Genomic DNA, 17,117 nt, shown 5'->3' with positions numbered 1-17,117 from the left:
ACCAACAGGCTGAAAATCCATGAACGATACGCCGTCGAGGCTACCGCTCAATCGCATCACGCTCGTCCTCCTCGTCATCGCGCTCGCGATCGTCTGGTTCGCGCCGCTCGGGCTGCGCCACCTGATCCCGAGCGACGAGGGCCGCTACGCGGAAATGGCGCGCGAGATGTTCGTCACCGGCGACTGGATCACGCCGCGCTACAACGGCTACAAGTACTTCGAGAAGCCGCCGCTGCAGACCTGGATGAACGCGCTCACGTTCGCGTGGTTCGGCATCGGCGAATGGCAGGCCCGCCTCTACACGGCCGTCGCCAGCTTCGCCGGCATCCTGCTGATCGGCTTCACCGGCGCGCGCCTGTTCAACCCGCTGTCGGGCTTCCTCGCGGCCGTCGTGCTCGCGTCGTCGCCGTACTGGAACCTGATGGGCCACTTCAACGCGCTCGACATGGGGCTGGCGTTCTGGATGACGCTGTCGCTGTGCTCGCTGCTGCTCGCGCAGCGGCCCGGGCTGCGCCCGGCCGCGGCGCGCGGCTGGATGTGGGCATGCTGGGCCGCGATGGCGTTCGCGGTGCTGTCGAAGGGCCTCGTCGGCCTGATCCTGCCGGGCGCCGTGCTGGTGCTCTACACACTGATCGCGCGCGACTGGGCGCTGTGGAAGCGCCTGTACCTGGTGAGCGGCCTCGTGATCTTCTTCGCGATCGTCACGCCGTGGTTCGTGCTCGTCCAGCAGCGCAACCCCGAGTTCTTCAACTTCTTCTTCATCGTCCAGCAGTTCCGCCGGTATCTGACCCCGGAACAGAACCGCCCGGGCCCGCTCTACTACTTCGTGCCCGTGCTGCTGGTCGGCTTCCTGCCGTGGCTGTCGGTCGCGTGGCAGAGCATCCGCCATGCGCTGCGGATGCCGCGCCAGCCGAACGGCTTCTCGCCGATGCTCGTGCTGCTGATCTGGAGCGCATTCATCTTCCTGTTCTTCAGCGCGTCGCATTCGAAGCTGATCTCGTACGTGCTGCCGGTCGCGCCGGCGCTCGCGCTGATCATCGGCGCGTACCTGCCGCTGATGAGCGCCGACCGGTTCCGCCGCCATCTGCTCGGCTATCTCGTGTTCTTCGTCGTCGCGGCGTTCGGGATCATCGCGCTCGCGTACCAGGGCGACGCCCGCACGCCGAACGCGCTGTACCGCGCGTTCCAGATGTGGCTGTACGCGGGCCTCGCAATCGCGGCCGCCCTGACGCTCGCGGCCGCGTGGCTGAACCGCCGCGCGAGCGTGGCCGCCGCGCTCGTCGCGTTCGGCGCCGCCTGGTTCGCGTTCGGCACGATCGGCGGTACCGGCCACGACGAGTTCGGCCGCTACAGCTCGGGCGCGCTGCTCGCGCCCGCGGTACGCGCCGAACTCGCGAAGCTGCCGGCCGACACGCCGTTCTACTCGATCGAGATGCTCGACCACACGTTCCCGTTCTATATGGGCCACACGACGATCATGGTCCAGCGCCAGGACGAGCTCGCGTTCGGGATCTCGATGGAGCCGAACAAGTGGATTCCGACCGTCGACGAGTGGATCACGCGCTGGAAGCAGGAAACCCATGCACTCGCGATCATGTCGCCCGGCCAGTACGACACCCTGGTCAAGCAAGGCGTGCCGATGCGCGTCGTTGCGCGCGACAACCGCCGCGTGATCGTCGAGAAACCGCAATCGTAAGGACGCCTGCCGCATGAATCCCGTTTCGTTCGTCTGCATCATCACTGGCGTGATGCTCAACGCCTGTGCGCAACTTCTGCTGAAAGCCGGCGTCAACGCCGTTGGACACTTCGAATTCAGCCGTGCGAACATCATCCCGGTCGGCCTGAAGATCGCGACCCAATTGCCGATCATCGGCGGCCTCGGCTGCTACGTGCTGAGCGTCGTGGTCTGGATCCTCGGGCTGTCGCGGGTCGACGTGTCGATCGCGTACCCGATGCTGTCGCTCGGCTACGTCGTCAACGCGTTCGCCGCCTGGTACCTGTTCGGCGAAGTGCTGTCGGTCCAGCGGCTCATCGGCATCGGCATCATCCTGATCGGCGTGCTGGTCCTCGCGCGAAGCTGAGCAAGGCCGCCGCGTTAAGCGTCCGCCTACAAAAAATCACGGTGCGATTCCGCCAACCGGTGTCTAATGCCGGTTTCGGCCGGGACCGCCCGACCCTTTTATTACACGCCATTACAGGCCAAAGCGTACATGAGCCAGACTACCGCTCCGTTTCTGCCGTTCACCCGCCCCGAGATCGATGAGGAAACCATCCAGGGCGTCGTCGAAGTGCTGCGCTCGGGCTGGATCACCACCGGCCCGCAGAGCCAGAAATTCGAAGCGGCGCTGTCCGAGTACTGCGGCGGCCGTCCGGTCCGCGCGTTCAACTCGGGCACCTGCACGCTCGAGATCGGCCTGCGCATCGCGGGCGTCGGTGCCGGCGACGAGGTGATCACGACGCCGGCGTCGTGGGTCTCGACCAGCAACGTGATCATCGAAACCGGCGCGACGCCCGTGTTCGCCGACATCGATCCCGTCACGCGCAACATCGACCTCGACAAGCTCGAGCAGGCGATCACGCCGCGCACGAAGGCGATCATCCCCGTGTTCCTGTCCGGCCTGCCGGTCGACATGGACCGCCTGTACGCGATCGCGCGCGCGCACAAGCTGCGCGTGATCGAGGATGCGGCGCAGGCGTTCGGCTCGACGTGGAACGGCAAGCGCATCGGCGCGATCGGCGACATCGTGTCGTTCAGCTTCCACGCGAACAAGAACCTGACGACGATCGAAGGCGGCGCCCTCGTGCTGAACAACGAGGAAGAAGCGACGCTCGCGCAGAAGTACCGGCTGCAGGGCATCACGCGCACCGGCTTCGACGGGATGGACTGTGACGTGCTCGGCGGCAAGTACAACCTGACCGACGTCGCTGCGCGCGTCGGCCTCGGCCAGTTGCCCCACCTCGAGCGCTTCACCGCGCAGCGCCGCGCGCTCGCGCGCGCGTATTTCGCCGCGTTCGACGGCAGTGCGGCCGTGAAGCTCGGCGTCGGCCTGCCGATCGCCGAATTCGAGAACGGCAACTGGCACATGTTCCTGATCACGCTGCCGCTCGAACGGCTGACGATCTCGCGCGCCGAGTTCATGGCGCAGCTGAAGGAACGCGGCATCGGCACGGGCATCCACTACCCGGCGATCCATCTTTTCACGCTGTACCGTGCGCGCGGCTTCAAGGAGGGCATGTTCCCCCACGCCGAACGGTACGGCGCGTCGACCGTCACGCTGCCGCTCTTCACGCAGATGACGGAAGGCGACGTGCGTCGCGTGGTCGACGCCATCAACCAGATTTGCGAACAATACGGAAAATAAGCGTACATGAGTCACCTTGAAGCACGCGCCGGGCATCCGGTCGCCGGGCAGCCCGAAGTATCGATCATCATCCCCGTGTACAACGAGGAAGACGGCCTCGCTGCGCTGTTCGCACGGCTGTATCCGGCGCTCGACGCACTCGACACATCGTACGAAGTGATCCTGATCAACGACGGCAGCCGCGACCGCTCGGCCGCGATGCTCGCCGATCAGTTCCACGTACGTCCCGACACGACGCGCATCGTGCTGCTCAACGGCAACTACGGCCAGCACATGGCGATCCTCGCCGGCTTCGCGCAATCGCGCGGCGAGATCGTCATCACGCTCGATGCCGACCTGCAGAACCCGCCCGAGGAAATCGGCAAGCTGATCGCGAAGATGCGCGAGGGCTACGACTACGTCGGCTCGATCCGCAAGCAGCGCCAGGACAGCCTGTGGCGACGCAAGGCGTCGCAGATGATGAACCGTCTGCGTGAGCGCATCACGCGCATCAAGATGACCGACCAGGGCTGCATGCTGCGCGCGTACAGCCGCCGCATCATCGACACGATCAACGTGTGCGGCGAAGTCAACACGTTCATCCCCGCACTCGCGTATACGTTCGCGCAGAACCCGACCGAGATCGAGGTCGCGCACGAGGAGCGTTTCGCCGGCGAGTCGAAGTACTCGCTGTACAGCCTGATCCGCCTGAACTTCGACCTCGTGACGGGCTTCTCGGTCGTGCCGCTGCAGTGGCTGTCGTTCATCGGCGTGATCCTGTCGATCGGCTCCGCCGCGCTGTTCGTGCTGCTGCTCGTGCGCCGCTTCATCGTCGGCGCGGAAGTGCAAGGCGTGTTCACGCTGTTCGCCATCACGTTCTTCCTGCTCGGCGTGATCATCTTCGCGCTCGGCCTGCTCGGCGAATACGTCGGCCGCATCTACCAGCAGGTGCGCGCGCGGCCGCGCTACCTGATCCAGGCCGTGCTCGAACAGCACGACGGCGTGCCGGCGGTGCCGGCCGGCGCAAACCGCTCGGGGGCCACGCAATGAAGCCGCGCGCAGTCGTCTTCGCCTATCACAACGTCGGCGTGCGGTGCCTGCAGGTGCTGCTCGCGCGCGGTGTCGACGTCGCACTCGTCGTCACGCACGAGGACAACCCGAACGAGAACATCTGGTTCGGCAGTGTCGCGTCCGTCGCGGCCGAGCACGGGATTCCGGTCGTCACGCCGGCCGATCCCGCCGATCCGGCGCTGCGCCGCGCGGTATCCGACGCGCAGCCCGACTTCATCTTCTCGTTCTATTACCGGCACATGCTGCCGGTGGACCTGCTCGCGATCGCACCGCGCGGTGCGTACAACATGCATGGTTCGATGCTGCCGAAATACCGGGGTCGGGTACCGACCAACTGGGCGGTGCTGAACGGCGAAACCGAAACCGGCGCGACGCTGCACGAGATGGCCGCCAAGCCCGACGCGGGTGCAATCATCGGACAAACCGCGGTGCCGATCCTGCCGGACGACACGGCCACGCAGGTGTTCGACAAGGTCACGGTAGCCGCCGAACAGACGCTCTGGCGCGTCCTGCCCGCACTGCTCGCGGGCGAGGCGCCGCACCTGCCGAACGATCTCGCCACCGGCAGCTACTACGGCGGGCGCAAGCCCGAGGATGGCCGCGTCGACTGGTCGAAGCCGGCCGCGCAGGTCTATAACCTGGTGCGCGCGGTCGCGCCCCCGTATCCGGGCGCGTTCACGGACGTCGACGGCACGCGTTTCGTGATCGCGCGCGCGCGCCTCGCGGCACCCGGCAGCGCGGCGGCGGCCGCCGCCGCGGATTTGCCGCCCGGCCTGCACGTAAGCGATAATGCGCTATTCGGCGTCTGCGGCGACAGCCGCGCCCTATCCATTCTCGAGCTGTGGCAGCAGCGCGACGGCAGCGAAACCGTCGTGACGCCCGCGGAATTCGCGCAGTTCATTCATTCTTCCCGTCATTCATGAAAGCAAAAAAAGTCCTGATCCTGGGTGTGAACGGCTTCATCGGCCATCACCTGTCCAAGCGCATTCTTGAAACCACCGATTGGGAAGTGTTCGGCATGGACATGCAGACCGATCGACTGGGCGACCTCGTCAACCACGAGCGGATGCATTTCTTCGAAGGCGACATCACGATCAACAAGGAGTGGGTCGAGTATCACGTGAAGAAGTGCGACGTGATCCTGCCGCTCGTCGCGATCGCGACGCCCGCCACCTACGTCCAGCAGCCGCTGCGCGTGTTCGAACTCGACTTCGAGGCGAACCTGCCGATCGTGCGTTCGGCCGTCAAGTACGGCAAGCACCTCGTGTTCCCGTCGACCTCCGAGGTCTACGGCATGTGCTCGGACGAGCAGTTCGACCCGGATGCGTCGGCCCTCACCTACGGCCCGATCAACAAGCCGCGCTGGATCTACGCGTGCTCGAAGCAGCTGATGGACCGCGTGATCTGGGGTTACGGGATGGAAGGCCTGAACTTCACGCTGTTCCGCCCGTTCAACTGGATCGGCCCGGGCCTCGACTCGATCTACACGCCGAAGGAAGGCAGCTCGCGCGTGGTCACGCAGTTCCTCGGCCACATCGTGCGCGGCGAGAACATCAGCCTCGTCGACGGCGGCTCGCAGAAGCGTGCGTTCACCGACATCGGCGACGGCATCAGCGCGCTGATGAAGATCATCGAGAACAAGGACGGCGTCGCGTCGGGCAAGATCTACAACATCGGGAATCCGAAGAACAATTTCTCGGTTCGCGAACTCGCGCACAAGATGCTCGAACTGGCGGCCGAATTCCCGGAGTACGCCGATTCGGCCAAGCAGGTGAAGCTCGTCGAGACGACGTCCGGCGCCTACTACGGCAACGGCTACCAGGACGTGCAGAACCGCGTGCCGAAGATCGAGAACACGATGCAGGAACTCAGCTGGGCGCCGCAAGCGACGTTCGACGACGCACTGCGCAACATCTTCGAAGCGTATCGCGGCCACGTCGCCGACGCGCGCGCGCTCGTCGAACAGCAAGGCTGATCGGGACGCTCGCTTGGCTCGTATCGTCCTCAAGATCGACGTCGACACGCTGCGCGGCACGCGCGAAGGCGTGCCGAACCTCGCGCGTATCTTCGACCGCTTCAGTGCGCGCGCGACCTTCCTCTTCAGCCTCGGCCCGGATCACACGGGCTGGGCGCTGCGGCGCGTGTTCCGCCCCGGCTTCCTGAAGAAAGTGTCGCGCACGTCGGTGGTCGAGCACTACGGCGTGAAGCAGCTGATGTACGGCGTGCTGCTGCCGGGCCCCGACATCGGCCGCCGCGCGATCGCCGACATGCGCGCGATTCACGAAGCCGGCTTCGAATGCGGGATCCACACGTGGGATCACGTGTACTGGCAGGACAACGTCCGCGTGCGCGACCGCGACTGGACCGCTCGTGAAATGCAGAAGAGTCACGCGCGCTTCATCGATATCTTCGGTGCGCCGCCCGTCACGCACGGCGCAGCGGGCTGGCAGATGAACGATTCCGCATTCGAGCAGATCGACGCCTGGGGGATGCGCTATGCGTCCGATGGTCGCGGCCACTCGCCGTACCTGCCGGTCGTCGACGGCCGCACGCTGTCGCACGTGCAGATGCCCACCACGCTGCCGACGCTCGACGAAGTGCTCGGCATCGACGGCGTCGACACGCACAACGTCGCCGCGCACATCCTCAAGTTCACCGAAACCAATCCGCACGACCAGGTGTTCACGCTGCATGCGGAACTGGAAGGCCAGAAGCTCGCGCCCGTGTTCGAGCAACTGCTCGCCGGCTGGCGTGCGCAAGGCCACACGTTTGCGACGATGGGCGACTATCACGCGACGCTGGACCGCGACTCGCTGCCATCGTACCCTGTCACGTGGGGCGAAATCCCCGGCCGCTCCGGCGAACTGATCGTCCAGCCCGACTGAGTTCGTCCAGGCGCACGCCGGCGCCGCTCTCCAGACCTTCCCGCACAGTTGCCGCCGCGCGCCACCCGCACGCATCGCGGCGGCTGTGCGCCTCCATAACAACAGGAGAAACACGTGTCCGTCGAAGTTGACCGTCAAGTTCCCGATTTCACCGCACCGGCCACGGGCGGCGACATTTCGCTGTCCGACCTGAAGGGCAAGAAGCTCGTGCTGTACTTCTATCCGAAGGACAACACGCCGGGCTGCACGACCGAAGGGCTGCAGTTCCGCGATCTCTATCCGAAGTTCAAGAAAGCCGGTGCGGAAGTCATCGGCGTGTCGCGCGACAGCCTGCGCTCGCATGACAATTTCAAGGCAAAGCTCGAACTGCCGTTCCCGCTGATTTCCGATGCCGACGAAGCGCTGTGCGCGCTGTTCGATGTCATCAAGATGAAGAAAATGTATGGCAAGGAAGTACGCGGAATCGAGCGTTCCACGTTCCTGATCGACGCCGACGGCGTGCTTCGCCAGGCATGGCGCGGCATCAAGGTACCGGGGCATGTGGACGACGTGCTAAGTGCTGTACAAGCGCTTTGAGGCGCGTTATATTGGGCCGCAATGAATGCCAGTTCGCCCCATATTTCTCGTAGCTGCGCCGGTGCTCGTTGCGATGCTTGCCGGCACCTGACGCGCATTACGACGGTATCAGCCGAGCCGCATGCCTCTTTCGACGAGGCAGCGGCTTTTTTTATGGATCGCGCGCCGGCCCCCGGTCCGGCCCTCACCGCGTCAAGGAGCTGACCGACACCTAGGCGAACCGGCTAGACGAACTTCCTGTGCGCCACCGCGCGCAAACTGCATGCGTCTACGTCACGCAGGATGCGATCAGCGGCGCACGCCATGCGACACGATTCCTCCCGAGGGACACCATGCCTTTGCCTACTCCCCCCAGCAAGCTCGGCAGCCTGCTGCCGCCCGACGAATACAAGGCGAAAGCGCGGCCCGCGAAAGCCGCGAAGAAATCCGCCGAAGGGGACGCATCCACAGCCGGTGACTTTGGTCCGGCTAGCGTGGCCCAACCGATGACCGAAGCCGCAAACACGGCCGCGCCGCTGCGCGCCGTCGCATCTTCGGCGCAAGACACCGCGAGCGCACCCGCACGCGGCCGCAAGACCAAACAGACGGCTGCCCTGCTGCAGCCGATGCCGGCGCCCGCCGAACCCGCGGCACCGGTCGTTGCACGCAACGACAAACCGGCTGCCGACAAACCGGCCGCCGCCCCCGCGCGCGATACCGGCGCCGCGACGAAGTCGCGCAGCCGCAAGCCCGCCGAAGCCGAACTGCAGAAACTGTTCGTGCTCGACACCAACGTGCTGATGCACGACCCGAGCAGCCTCTTCCGCTTCGAGGAACACGACGTCTATCTGCCGATGATGACGCTCGAGGAACTCGACAACCACAAGAAGGGGATGTCCGAAGTCGCGCGCAACGCACGCCAGGTCAGCCGCACGCTCGACGCGCTCGTCGCCGATGCCGGCCCGATCACGGCCGGCATCCCGCTGTCGCGCCTCGGCAGCCGCGAAGCGCTCGGCCGCCTGTACTTCCAGACGAAGCTTGCGGACATCGCGCCCGTCGAAGGCTTGCCCGAAGGCAAGGCCGACAACCAGATCCTCGGCGTCGTGCGTGCGCTGCAGCGCGACCGGCCCGATCGCCAGGTCGTGCTGGTGTCGAAAGACATCAACATGCGGATCAAGGCGCACGCGCTCAGCCTGCCCGCTGAAGACTACTTCAACGACCAGGTGCTCGAGGATAAAGACCTCCTGTACAACGGCGTGCGCGAACTGCCGCAGGACTTCTGGACCAAGCATGCGAAGGGCATGGAGAGCTGGCAGGACACGAAGACGGGCACCACGTACTACCGCGTGACGGGCCCGCTCGTCGCGTCGATGCTCGTCAACGAGTTCGTCTATCTCGAGCCGCAGAACGGCGAGCCGACGTTCCATGCGATCGTCCGCGAACTGAACGGCAAGACGGCGCTGCTGCAGACGCTGCGCGACTACAGCCACCACAAGAACAACGTGTGGGGCATCACCGCGCGCAACCGCGAGCAGAACTTCGCGCTGAACCTGCTGATGAACCCCGAGATCGACTTCGTCACGCTGCTCGGCCAGGCCGGTACCGGCAAGACGCTCGTCGCGCTCGCGGCCGGCCTCGCGCAGGTGCTCGACGACAAGCGCTACAACGAGATCATCGTGACGCGCGCGACCGTGCCCGTCGGCGAGGACATCGGTTTCCTGCCGGGCACCGAGGAAGAGAAGATGCAGCCGTGGATGGGCGCATTCGACGACAACCTCGAAGTGCTGCAGAAGACCGACGACGCTGCCGGCGAATGGGGGCGCGCGGCGACGCAGGAACTGATCCGTTCGCGCCTGAAGGTCAAGAGCATGAACTTCATGCGCGGCCGCACGTTCGTCGACAAGTACCTGATCATCGACGAAGCGCAGAACCTGACGCCGAAGCAGATGAAGACGCTCGTCACGCGCGCGGGCCCCGGCACGAAGATCGTGTGCCTCGGCAACATCGCGCAGATCGATACGCCTTACCTGACCGAAGGCAGCTCGGGCCTCACGTACGTGGTCGACCGCTTCAAGGGCTGGGGCCACAGCGGCCACGTGACGCTCGCGCGCGGCGAACGCTCGCGGCTCGCCGACTACGCGTCGGACATCCTGTAATCACGCGTTGTACCGGCCGGTCGGCCGGCACCCGACGCCTCGCGGCGCTCCGTTTCCGGAGCGCCGTTTTTATTTGGGGTCGGAATCACAAGTAATACATCGTCACGCAACACCCCGGTTTACGCGCGAAACTTCAAGTAAATTCTCAAGAATGGTTGCTTAAGCCCCGCCGGAGCGTCTACCATCGGGTCTGTCTGTTGTCATACGATTCGCGAGCGTGTCGCGCTCGCCCGCCTTGCCATGCTTCGAATCTGGGTTCCCGTTGCTGTCGTTTCACTGCTTGCGGCCTGCTCCAGCGTGCCGCCGCAGTCGGCATCGCGTCCCGCCTCGGGCATGAAGATCACGACGCCGCGCGCATTCCCCGCCCCCGCCAATTTCCCGAAGTTCGTCGATCACAGCGTCGGCCAGGAAGAAATCTCGATCCAGGCGATGAGCCTCGTCGGCGTCCCGTATCGCTGGGGCGGCAACACGCCGACGAGCGGCTTCGACTGCAGCGGGCTCGTGCGCTACGTGATCGGCCGTGCGGCCGACGTGAACCTGCCGCGCACGACCGCCGACATGAGCGGCCGCGGCGTGTCGATCGATCCCGACCAGGTCGCGCCGGGCGACCTGATCTTCTTCAATACGACCGGACGGCCACATTCGCACGTCGGCATCTATGTCGGCAAGCTGCGCTTCGTCAACGCGCCGTCGACGGGCGGTACCGTGCGGCTCGACTACTTGACGAACCCATACTGGGCCAAGCGATTCGACGGCATTCGCCGGGTCGCGCCGCCGCGCGGGGCGCCTACGCCGTTCGATGCGCCGACCTACGAGGCGAAGCGTGACGAGCCGCGCAGCGCGCCGGCGGTCGCACCTGCCCCGGTGGTCGTCACTGCCGCCGCGCCGCGGCAACCGGCCTATGCACCGCCGCAACCTGCCGCGGCCCAGGCACCCGCACCGGTCATGCCGGCCACGCAGGTCGCGTCGACCACCACGGCCGCCCCTGCAGCCGCGTCGGCCGACCCGTATGAACCGCCGCCGCCGCGCATGCAGGCCGCTCAACAGCAGGCAACGTCCGTGAATGACGGCACGGGCACCGCCGCCGTGGCGGCGAATACCGCGCCGGCCGGCCCAGCCGAGGTCGGCACACGGATTCCGACAACGGCCCTGACAGCTGCCCAGGCTGCCGCCTTCGATACGGAACCGCCGCCCGCCGTCGCAGCGACGTCACCGCGCAACGCCGAGCCCGCCCCTGTCCAGGTATTGCGCGCGTCGACGCAATCCGCCCCCGCCAGCCCGCGCACTGCCACCGCAGACGATCCGATTGCACGGTTCGCGAACGGAAGTTACTGACCCGCTTCGCCAGCCACGCCGGTCACCTCGGCCCGCATCCGTCGCTCATCGTCCGCCACGAACACCCCGTTCCAAAAGAAAATGCGCCGCAGCCTTTCGGCTTGCGGCGCATTTCATGTCGATCCGTCAGCGTCGGTGATCAGAAGATCTGGTGGCCGAGCCACCATCCGCCCGCCGCGAACAGCGCGGACGCGGGCAGCGTCAGCACCCATGCCCACACGATGTTGCCGGCGACGCCCCAGCGCACGGCCGACAACTTCTGCGTCGCGCCGACACCGACGATCGCGCCGGTGATCGTGTGCGTGGTCGACACCGGAATGCCGAGGAACGATGCGAGGAACAGCGTCATCGCACCGCCGGTTTCCGCACAGAAACCACCGACCGGCTTGAGCTTCGTGATCTTCTGGCCCATCGTGCGCACGATGCGCCAGCCACCGAACAGCGTGCCGAGGCCCATCGACAGATAGCACGCGCCGATCACCCACGCGGGCGGCGCATCGGCGGTCGCCGACGCATAGCCCGTCGCGATCAGCAGCATCCAGATGATGCCGATCGTCTTCTGCGCGTCGTTGCCGCCGTGGCCGAGGCTGTACAGCCCGGCCGACAGCAGCTGCAACCGGCGGAAGCGCCGGTCGACCTTGCTGGGCGCGGTACGGAAATACAGCCACGACACGCCGAGCATGAACAGCGAGCCGAGGATGAAACCGAGCAGCGGCGAAATGAAGATGAACGCGATGGTCTTCAGCAGCCCGTCGATGTTCAGCGAACTCCAGCCGGACTTCGCGAGCGCTGCGCCGACCAGACCGCCGATCAGCGCATGCGACGAGCTCGACGGAATCCCGTAGTACCACGTGATCACGTTCCAGCCGATCGCACCGATCAGCGCACCGAACACGACGTAGTGGTCGACGATCTCGGGATCGATCGTGCCTTTACCGACGGTCTGCGCGACTTTCAGGTGGAAGATGAAATACGCGATGACGTTGAACGCCGCCGCGAACACGACGGCCTGCTGGGGTTTCAGCACCCCGGTGGACACGACGGTGGCGATCGAGTTCGCCGCGTCGTGAAAGCCGTTCATGAAGTCGAATACGAGCGCGACGAGCACCAGCGTCGCGACCATCCATAGGGCGAGTTGTATCGAATGCATCGTGGTCCGCTCAGGCGTTTTCCAGCACGATGCCTTCGATGATGTTCGCGACGTCCTCGCACTTGTCGGTGATCTCTTCGAGCAGCTCGTAGATCGCCTTCAGCTTGATGAGCGTCTTCACGTCGTCTTCCTCGCGGAACAGCTTCGACATTGCCGCGCGCAGCACCCGATCGGCCTCCGACTCCCAGCGGTCGATCTCCTCGCACGCCTTGAGGATCTGCGCCGACTGCTTCATGTCGGACAGCATGCCGACGGCCTGCTGCACGTGCTGCGCCGACTGCGTGACAATGTGCGCGAGCTGGCTCGCTTCGGACGTGACGGCACGCACGTCGTACAGCGACACGGCCGTCGCGACGTCCTCCATCAGGTCGAGGATGTCGTCCATCGTCGTGATCAGCTTGTGGATCTCGTCGCGATCGAGCGGCGTGATGAAGGTCTTGTGCAGCAGATCGATCGTTTCGTGCGTGAGCTTGTCTGCGGCCTTTTCGGCCGTCTGCACGTTTTGCTTGTGAATCTCGGCATCGGCGAGATTGTCGATCAGCAGTTCGAGCTCGCGACCACCGGAAACGATGTACTTCGCGTGCGCATTGAAAAGTTCAAAGAACTTGCCCTCGGTGGGCATGAATCGACCGAACATGGGATTCCTGAGAGATTGTCAAACTACTGTCACGAAAACGGGCGACATTGTACCGTTTTCGGTCGCGACGCGACGCGCGCACATGCGCGCGCCGGGATTGGATACAACGCTTGGCGATTTAGGGCTTTACAAACCGGCGTTACTCGCCGTAGAAGGTCTGCGCCCCTGCAAAGTTGTCGAACTTCGTGTATTGCCCCAGGAACGTGAGTCGAACGGGGCCGATCGGACCGTTACGCTGCTTGCCGATGATGATCTCGGCCGTGCCCTTGTCGGGGCTGTCCGGGTTGTAAACTTCGTCACGGTAAATGAACAGGATCACGTCCGCATCCTGTTCGATTGCGCCAGATTCACGCAAGTCCGACATCACCGGGCGTTTGTTCGGGCGTTGTTCGAGGCCGCGGTTCAGCTGCGACAGCGCGATCACCGGCACGTCGAGTTCCTTCGCGAGGCTCTTCAGCGATCGCGAGATTTCCGAAATTTCCGTCGCGCGGTTCTCGCCCTGCGACGAACCCGACATCAGCTGCAGGTAGTCGACGATGATCAGGCCGAGCTTGCCGCATTGCCGCGCAAGACGCCGCGCCCGCGAGCGCAATTCCATCGGGTTCAGGCCGCCCGTTTCGTCGATGAAAAGCTGCGCCTCGCTCATCTTCTGCACCGCGTGCGTCAGCTTCGGCCAATCCTCGTCCGTCAGGCGGCCCGTCCGCATCCGGTGCTGGTCGAGCCGGCCGATCGAGCCGAGCATACGCATCACGAGCTGGGTGCCCGGCATTTCCATCGAGAACACCGCCACCGGCAGCCCGTACTCGACTGCGACGTATTCTCCGATGTTCATCGAGAAGGCCGTCTTACCCATCGATGGGCGCCCCGCGACGATGATCAGTTCGCCGCCATGCATCCCGGACGTCATCCGGTCGAGGTCGACGAAGCCCGTCGGCGTGCCCGTGACGTCGCTCGGGTTCGCGGTGTGGTACAGCGTGTCGATGCGCTCGACGACCTGGGTCAGCAGCGGGCCGATCTCGAGGAAGCCCTGGTTGCCACGCGCGCCGTCTTCGGCGATCGAAAACACCTTCGACTCGGCTTCGTCGAGCAGCTGGCGGACTTCCTTGCCCTGCGGGTTGAACGCATCGGCCGAGATTTCGTCGGCGACCGACACGAGCCGGCGCAGCACCGCGCGGTCGCGCACGATTTCCGCATAGCGGCGGATGTTCGCAGCGCTCGGCGTGTTCTGCGCGAGGGCGTTCAGGTACGCGAGCCCGCCGACGTCATCGGCCTTGCCGGACGTGGTCAGCGCTTCGTACACGGTCACGACGTCGGCCGGGCGCGTCGACGCGATCAGGCGGCCGATGTGCTCGTAGATGATCCGGTGGTCGTAGCGGTAGAAATCGCCCTGCGACAGGAAGTCGGCAATCCGGTCCCAGGCCGCGTTGTCGAGCAACAGGCCGCCGAGCACCGATTGTTCGGCTTCGACCGAGTGCGGCGGGACTTTCAGCGATTCGATTTGAGGATCTTGCGGCGCGTTCATGGGTTGGGATTATCGCGAATAACCTACGACGACGCCAGCGAGAGGCAGTCGCCGGCGAGCGGGCAATAAAAAAGGCAGGCCCCGGTTTCCCGGGCGCCTGCCCTTGTCCGGACGGCGGAAGCCGCCCGGAAAGCTTGCGTACGCTTACGCGTGGTCGCCGATCACGTTGATCGTGACGTCGACGACGACGTCCGTGTGCAGCGCGACCTGGACGCTGTGCTCGCCGATCATCTTCAGCGGGCCTTCCGGCATGCGAACTTGCAGCTTCTCGACTTCGAAACCTGCCTTCTTCAGCAGTTCCGCGACGTCGCCGTTCGTGACCGAGCCGAACAGACGGCCGTCAACGCCCGACTTCTGCGTGATTTCGAACGACTGGCCGTTCAGCTTCTCGCCGACTGCCTGCGATGCTGCCAGCTTTTCAGCGGCGATCTTTTCGAGTTCAGCGCGGCGAACTTCGAATTCGGCGATCGCTTCCTTCGTTGCACGGCGAGCCTTGCGGTTCGGGATCAGGAAGTTGCGAGCGTAACCGTCCTTGACCTTGACGATATCGCCGAGGTTGCCCAGATTGGCGACTTTTTCCAACAGAATGATTTGCATTCGAATTCTCCTTATTGCGTCGCCTGATTACGCCTTGTGCTGATCGGTGTACGGCAGCAGCGCGAGGAAACGCGCACGCTTGATTGCCGTGTCCAGCTGACGCTGATAGTGCGCCTTCGTACCCGTCAGACGAGCCGGCGTGATCTTGCCGTTTTCGCCGATGAAGTCCTTCAGCGTTTCCGTGTCCTTGTAGTCGATCTGCTCGACGCCGGCTGCCGTGAAGCGGCAGAACTTCTTGCGCTTGAAGAGCGGGTTTTGTTGCTGACGACGCTTGTCGAATTTCTTACCAGTGGGGCGGGCCATGTTCAGTCCTTTCCAATGTCCTGCAATGCTGTGATGTGAAACACCAAGGTTCTCGCGTTGCGGCTTTTCTTTGCCAGGAAGCCCGTGAACAGCGTCTCGACGCCCATTTCACGGCTTTCCAGCTTGCCGCTCGCCTCACCGGCCGCCACCGCCTCGATCGTCATTTCGACCTGACGGGGAATGCCTGCTTCGACGACTTCCGTGCGGTGATGCAACGTGGCGCTTGCGATCGGAACACCTGCCGGCGTATATCGCACCGGTGCGCGTTCGACGACGCTTGCCGTCAATTGCAACCTGTTCACGTGAGTGGCGCGCTCCTTGATGGCTTAAATAACGACGAACTTAAGCCTGCGCTTCGGTCGGCTGAGCTGCAGCCGCCTTCTTGGCTTCTTCGCGCTGAACTTCCTTCATCATCGGCGACGGGCCGGTTTCGGCCTTCTTCATCTTGACGATGAGGTGACGCAGCACGGCGTCGTTGAACTTGAACGCGTGTTCGAGTTCGTCGAGCGTCGTCTGGTCGCACTCGATGTTCATGCAGACGTAGTGAGCCTTCGCGAGTTTCTCGATCATGTAGGCCAGCTGGCGACGGCCCCAGTCTTCGACACGGTGGATCTGGCCGCCGTGCGACGTGATCGTGGTCTTGTAACGCTCGATCATCGCGGGCACTTGCTCGCTCTGATCGGGGTGCACGATGAATACGATTTCGTAATGACGCATACACACTCCTTATGGATTAAAGCCACCCGGGCGTCTGAACCGGTGTGGCAAGTGAGAAGCCGAAGATTCTAACCCGGATACGGGGCATGCGCAAGGTCGATCGATGATTTCCCGCCGGATTCGGCCGTGTTTTCAACGACTTGAGCCGTGTGCGGCGCCGAAACGGCCAGCGGGCGGTCGTTTCACGTTCGGGGTCGGATCGTTTGCCGGTGCGATCCGCGCCGGCTGCCCGCCCTCCGGCGGGCCCGACGCAGGCGCCCTTGCCCGCGCCTCGCCCCCTTCGGCGATGCGGGCGGCCCCGCCGCTATTCGCTGCGCGCCCCCGCGAGCCGCGCGTCGAGCGCGGTCCTGAACGCGGTCAGTGCCGGCGCTTCGGCGTCGGTCACGGCCCACCACGTCATCCCCGCAGCGTCCCAGCGATCGAGCGCGTAGCCCTGCGACACGGTCGCGTACGGCGCCTGCGCGTTGCCTTCGCCGGCCGGCCGCACGTAGACGTCGATCACGTGCTGCCGATAGCGGTACACGAGCACCGCGACGCGGCGATGCCCGACGTAATCGAGCCGGCCGCCGACCAGCGCGAAGCCGCTCGCGGCGAGATCCTCGACCGGCGGTGCATAGTCGAGCCGGCCGTTGAACCATGGCTTCACCGTGTGCCGGTCGGTCGAGATCACGTCGATGTCGCGCGCCGACAGGCCCGCCCGCACGTGGCTCGCCACGAGTTCGTCGACCGTGCGATCGGTTTCGGCATGGTGTGCAGTGAGCGCCATCCCGGCCGCCGCGGCCAGCGCGACCATCAGCGCCACGCCCCAGCCGAGCCCCGGCAGCGCCACCACGCGCGGCCCCGGGCCG

Annotated in this window: 17 protein-coding genes and 2 pseudogenes; 10 read left to right on the top strand and 9 right to left on the bottom strand. The window is 64.9% G+C overall.

All coding sequences use genetic code 11. The features are described 5' to 3' along the window. Nucleotides 1-19: 19 nt before the first annotated feature. From G3N61_RS23360 to G3N61_RS23325, 8 genes are all read left to right on the top strand, one after another. The gene (locus tag G3N61_RS23360) at nt 20-1,696 is read left to right on the top strand and encodes a glycosyltransferase family 39 protein (RefSeq protein ID WP_089450629.1); all 1,677 of its coding nucleotides are present in this window, start codon (nt 20-22) and stop codon (nt 1,694-1,696) included. A 13-nt stretch (nt 1,697-1,709) separates the two neighbouring features. After that, a complete protein-coding gene (locus G3N61_RS23355; protein WP_059464372.1) occupies nt 1,710-2,081 on the top strand; it encodes an SMR family transporter in 372 nt (123 codons plus the stop codon). A gap of 129 nt (nt 2,082-2,210) precedes the next feature. Next, nucleotides 2,211-3,362, top strand: a complete 1,152-nt coding sequence (locus G3N61_RS23350; RefSeq protein ID WP_043188188.1) for a DegT/DnrJ/EryC1/StrS aminotransferase family protein — start codon at nt 2,211-2,213, stop codon at nt 3,360-3,362. A 6-nt stretch (nt 3,363-3,368) separates the two neighbouring features. Further along, nucleotides 3,369-4,391: a glycosyltransferase gene (locus G3N61_RS23345; protein WP_043188186.1), complete on the top strand. Its 1,023-nt coding sequence runs from the start codon at nt 3,369-3,371 to the stop codon at nt 4,389-4,391. Further along, complete coding sequence (locus G3N61_RS23340; RefSeq protein ID WP_043188183.1) at nt 4,388-5,335, top strand: formyltransferase; 948 nt, start codon at nt 4,388-4,390, stop codon at nt 5,333-5,335. Before G3N61_RS23345 ends, G3N61_RS23340 begins: the two co-directional genes overlap by 4 nt. Further along, nucleotides 5,332-6,387, top strand: coding sequence for a bifunctional UDP-4-keto-pentose/UDP-xylose synthase (locus tag G3N61_RS23335; RefSeq protein WP_051890217.1), 1,056 nt, complete (start codon nt 5,332-5,334; stop codon nt 6,385-6,387). Before G3N61_RS23340 ends, G3N61_RS23335 begins: the two co-directional genes overlap by 4 nt. Before the next feature lie 13 nt (nt 6,388-6,400). Further along, nucleotides 6,401-7,297: a polysaccharide deacetylase family protein gene (locus G3N61_RS23330; RefSeq protein ID WP_043188182.1), complete on the top strand. Its 897-nt coding sequence runs from the start codon at nt 6,401-6,403 to the stop codon at nt 7,295-7,297. A 114-nt stretch (nt 7,298-7,411) separates the two neighbouring features. Beyond that, a complete protein-coding gene (locus tag G3N61_RS23325; RefSeq protein WP_006756046.1) occupies nt 7,412-7,873 on the top strand; it encodes a peroxiredoxin in 462 nt (153 codons plus the stop codon). Between the two features lie 192 nt (nt 7,874-8,065). Here G3N61_RS23325 and G3N61_RS39680 read toward each other — a convergent pair. After that, a pseudogene (locus tag G3N61_RS39680) lies at nt 8,066-8,310 on the bottom strand (hypothetical protein); the annotation flags it as partial. On the opposite strand from G3N61_RS39680, the gene G3N61_RS23320 reads away from it, so the two are divergent. Next, nucleotides 8,206-10,008, top strand: a complete 1,803-nt coding sequence (locus G3N61_RS23320) for a PhoH family protein (protein WP_043188179.1) — start codon at nt 8,206-8,208, stop codon at nt 10,006-10,008. The pseudogene G3N61_RS39680 and the gene G3N61_RS23320 sit on opposite strands and share 105 nt — an antisense overlap. Before the next feature lie 240 nt (nt 10,009-10,248). Then, on the top strand, nt 10,249-11,343 hold the full coding sequence (locus G3N61_RS23315; protein WP_205823700.1) for a C40 family peptidase: 1,095 nt from the start codon (nt 10,249-10,251) through the stop codon (nt 11,341-11,343). Between the two features lie 139 nt (nt 11,344-11,482). Here the strand turns inward: G3N61_RS23315 and G3N61_RS23310 are convergent, their stop codons facing one another. From G3N61_RS23310 to G3N61_RS23275, 8 genes and pseudogenes are all read right to left on the bottom strand, one after another. Next, a complete protein-coding gene (locus G3N61_RS23310) occupies nt 11,483-12,493 on the bottom strand; it encodes an inorganic phosphate transporter (protein ID WP_043188176.1) in 1,011 nt (336 codons plus the stop codon). A 10-nt stretch (nt 12,494-12,503) separates the two neighbouring features. After that, a complete protein-coding gene (locus tag G3N61_RS23305) occupies nt 12,504-13,130 on the bottom strand; it encodes a DUF47 domain-containing protein (RefSeq protein WP_043188175.1) in 627 nt (208 codons plus the stop codon). A gap of 139 nt (nt 13,131-13,269) precedes the next feature. Further along, nucleotides 13,270-14,652, bottom strand: a complete 1,383-nt coding sequence (locus G3N61_RS23300) for a replicative DNA helicase (protein WP_011352313.1) — start codon at nt 14,650-14,652, stop codon at nt 13,270-13,272. Nucleotides 14,653-14,796: 144 nt separating this feature from the next. After that, the gene (rplI, locus tag G3N61_RS23295) at nt 14,797-15,249 is read right to left on the bottom strand and encodes a 50S ribosomal protein L9 (protein ID WP_039366989.1); all 453 of its coding nucleotides are present in this window, start codon (nt 15,247-15,249) and stop codon (nt 14,797-14,799) included. A 27-nt stretch (nt 15,250-15,276) separates the two neighbouring features. After that, on the bottom strand, nt 15,277-15,552 hold the full coding sequence (rpsR, locus tag G3N61_RS23290) for a 30S ribosomal protein S18 (RefSeq protein WP_004193360.1): 276 nt from the start codon (nt 15,550-15,552) through the stop codon (nt 15,277-15,279). Nucleotides 15,553-15,554: 2 nt separating this feature from the next. Continuing rightward, on the bottom strand, nt 15,555-15,854 hold the full coding sequence (gene priB / locus G3N61_RS23285; RefSeq protein ID WP_006486250.1) for a primosomal replication protein N: 300 nt from the start codon (nt 15,852-15,854) through the stop codon (nt 15,555-15,557). Between the two features lie 40 nt (nt 15,855-15,894). Then, nucleotides 15,895-16,269 carry a 30S ribosomal protein S6 gene (gene rpsF, locus G3N61_RS23280; RefSeq protein ID WP_006402295.1) on the bottom strand — a complete coding sequence of 125 codons (375 nt, stop codon included), beginning with the start codon at nt 16,267-16,269 and terminating at the stop codon, nt 15,895-15,897. A gap of 304 nt (nt 16,270-16,573) precedes the next feature. Continuing rightward, nucleotides 16,574-17,117 (bottom strand): annotated as a pseudogene (locus G3N61_RS23275) (anti-sigma factor); the annotation flags it as partial.

Source organism: Burkholderia sp. Ac-20349, assembly GCF_017104865.1.
GTDB classification, from domain to species: domain Bacteria; phylum Pseudomonadota; class Gammaproteobacteria; order Burkholderiales; family Burkholderiaceae; genus Burkholderia; species Burkholderia aenigmatica.
This window is presented reverse-complemented; position numbering and strand designations above follow the sequence as displayed.

Coding starts and splice junctions, on each gene's coding strand:
- G3N61_RS23320 (WP_043188179.1), top strand. CDS start 8,206: ATGCCTTTGCCTACTCCCCCCAGCAAGCTCGGCAGCCTGCTGCCGCCC.
- rpsF (WP_006402295.1), bottom strand. CDS start 16,269: ATGCGTCATTACGAAATCGTATTCATCGTGCACCCCGATCAGAGCGAG.
- G3N61_RS23315 (WP_205823700.1), top strand. CDS start 10,249: ATGCTTCGAATCTGGGTTCCCGTTGCTGTCGTTTCACTGCTTGCGGCC.
- G3N61_RS23305 (WP_043188175.1), bottom strand. CDS start 13,130: ATGTTCGGTCGATTCATGCCCACCGAGGGCAAGTTCTTTGAACTTTTC.
- rpsR (WP_004193360.1), bottom strand. CDS start 15,552: ATGGCCCGCCCCACTGGTAAGAAATTCGACAAGCGTCGTCAGCAACAA.
- G3N61_RS23360 (WP_089450629.1), top strand. CDS start 20: ATGAACGATACGCCGTCGAGGCTACCGCTCAATCGCATCACGCTCGTC.
- G3N61_RS23355 (WP_059464372.1), top strand. CDS start 1,710: ATGAATCCCGTTTCGTTCGTCTGCATCATCACTGGCGTGATGCTCAAC.
- G3N61_RS23350 (WP_043188188.1), top strand. CDS start 2,211: ATGAGCCAGACTACCGCTCCGTTTCTGCCGTTCACCCGCCCCGAGATC.
- rplI (WP_039366989.1), bottom strand. CDS start 15,249: ATGCAAATCATTCTGTTGGAAAAAGTCGCCAATCTGGGCAACCTCGGC.
- G3N61_RS23300 (WP_011352313.1), bottom strand. CDS start 14,652: ATGAACGCGCCGCAAGATCCTCAAATCGAATCGCTGAAAGTCCCGCCG.
- G3N61_RS23335 (WP_051890217.1), top strand. CDS start 5,332: ATGAAAGCAAAAAAAGTCCTGATCCTGGGTGTGAACGGCTTCATCGGC.
- G3N61_RS23345 (WP_043188186.1), top strand. CDS start 3,369: ATGAGTCACCTTGAAGCACGCGCCGGGCATCCGGTCGCCGGGCAGCCC.
- G3N61_RS23340 (WP_043188183.1), top strand. CDS start 4,388: ATGAAGCCGCGCGCAGTCGTCTTCGCCTATCACAACGTCGGCGTGCGG.
- G3N61_RS23310 (WP_043188176.1), bottom strand. CDS start 12,493: ATGCATTCGATACAACTCGCCCTATGGATGGTCGCGACGCTGGTGCTC.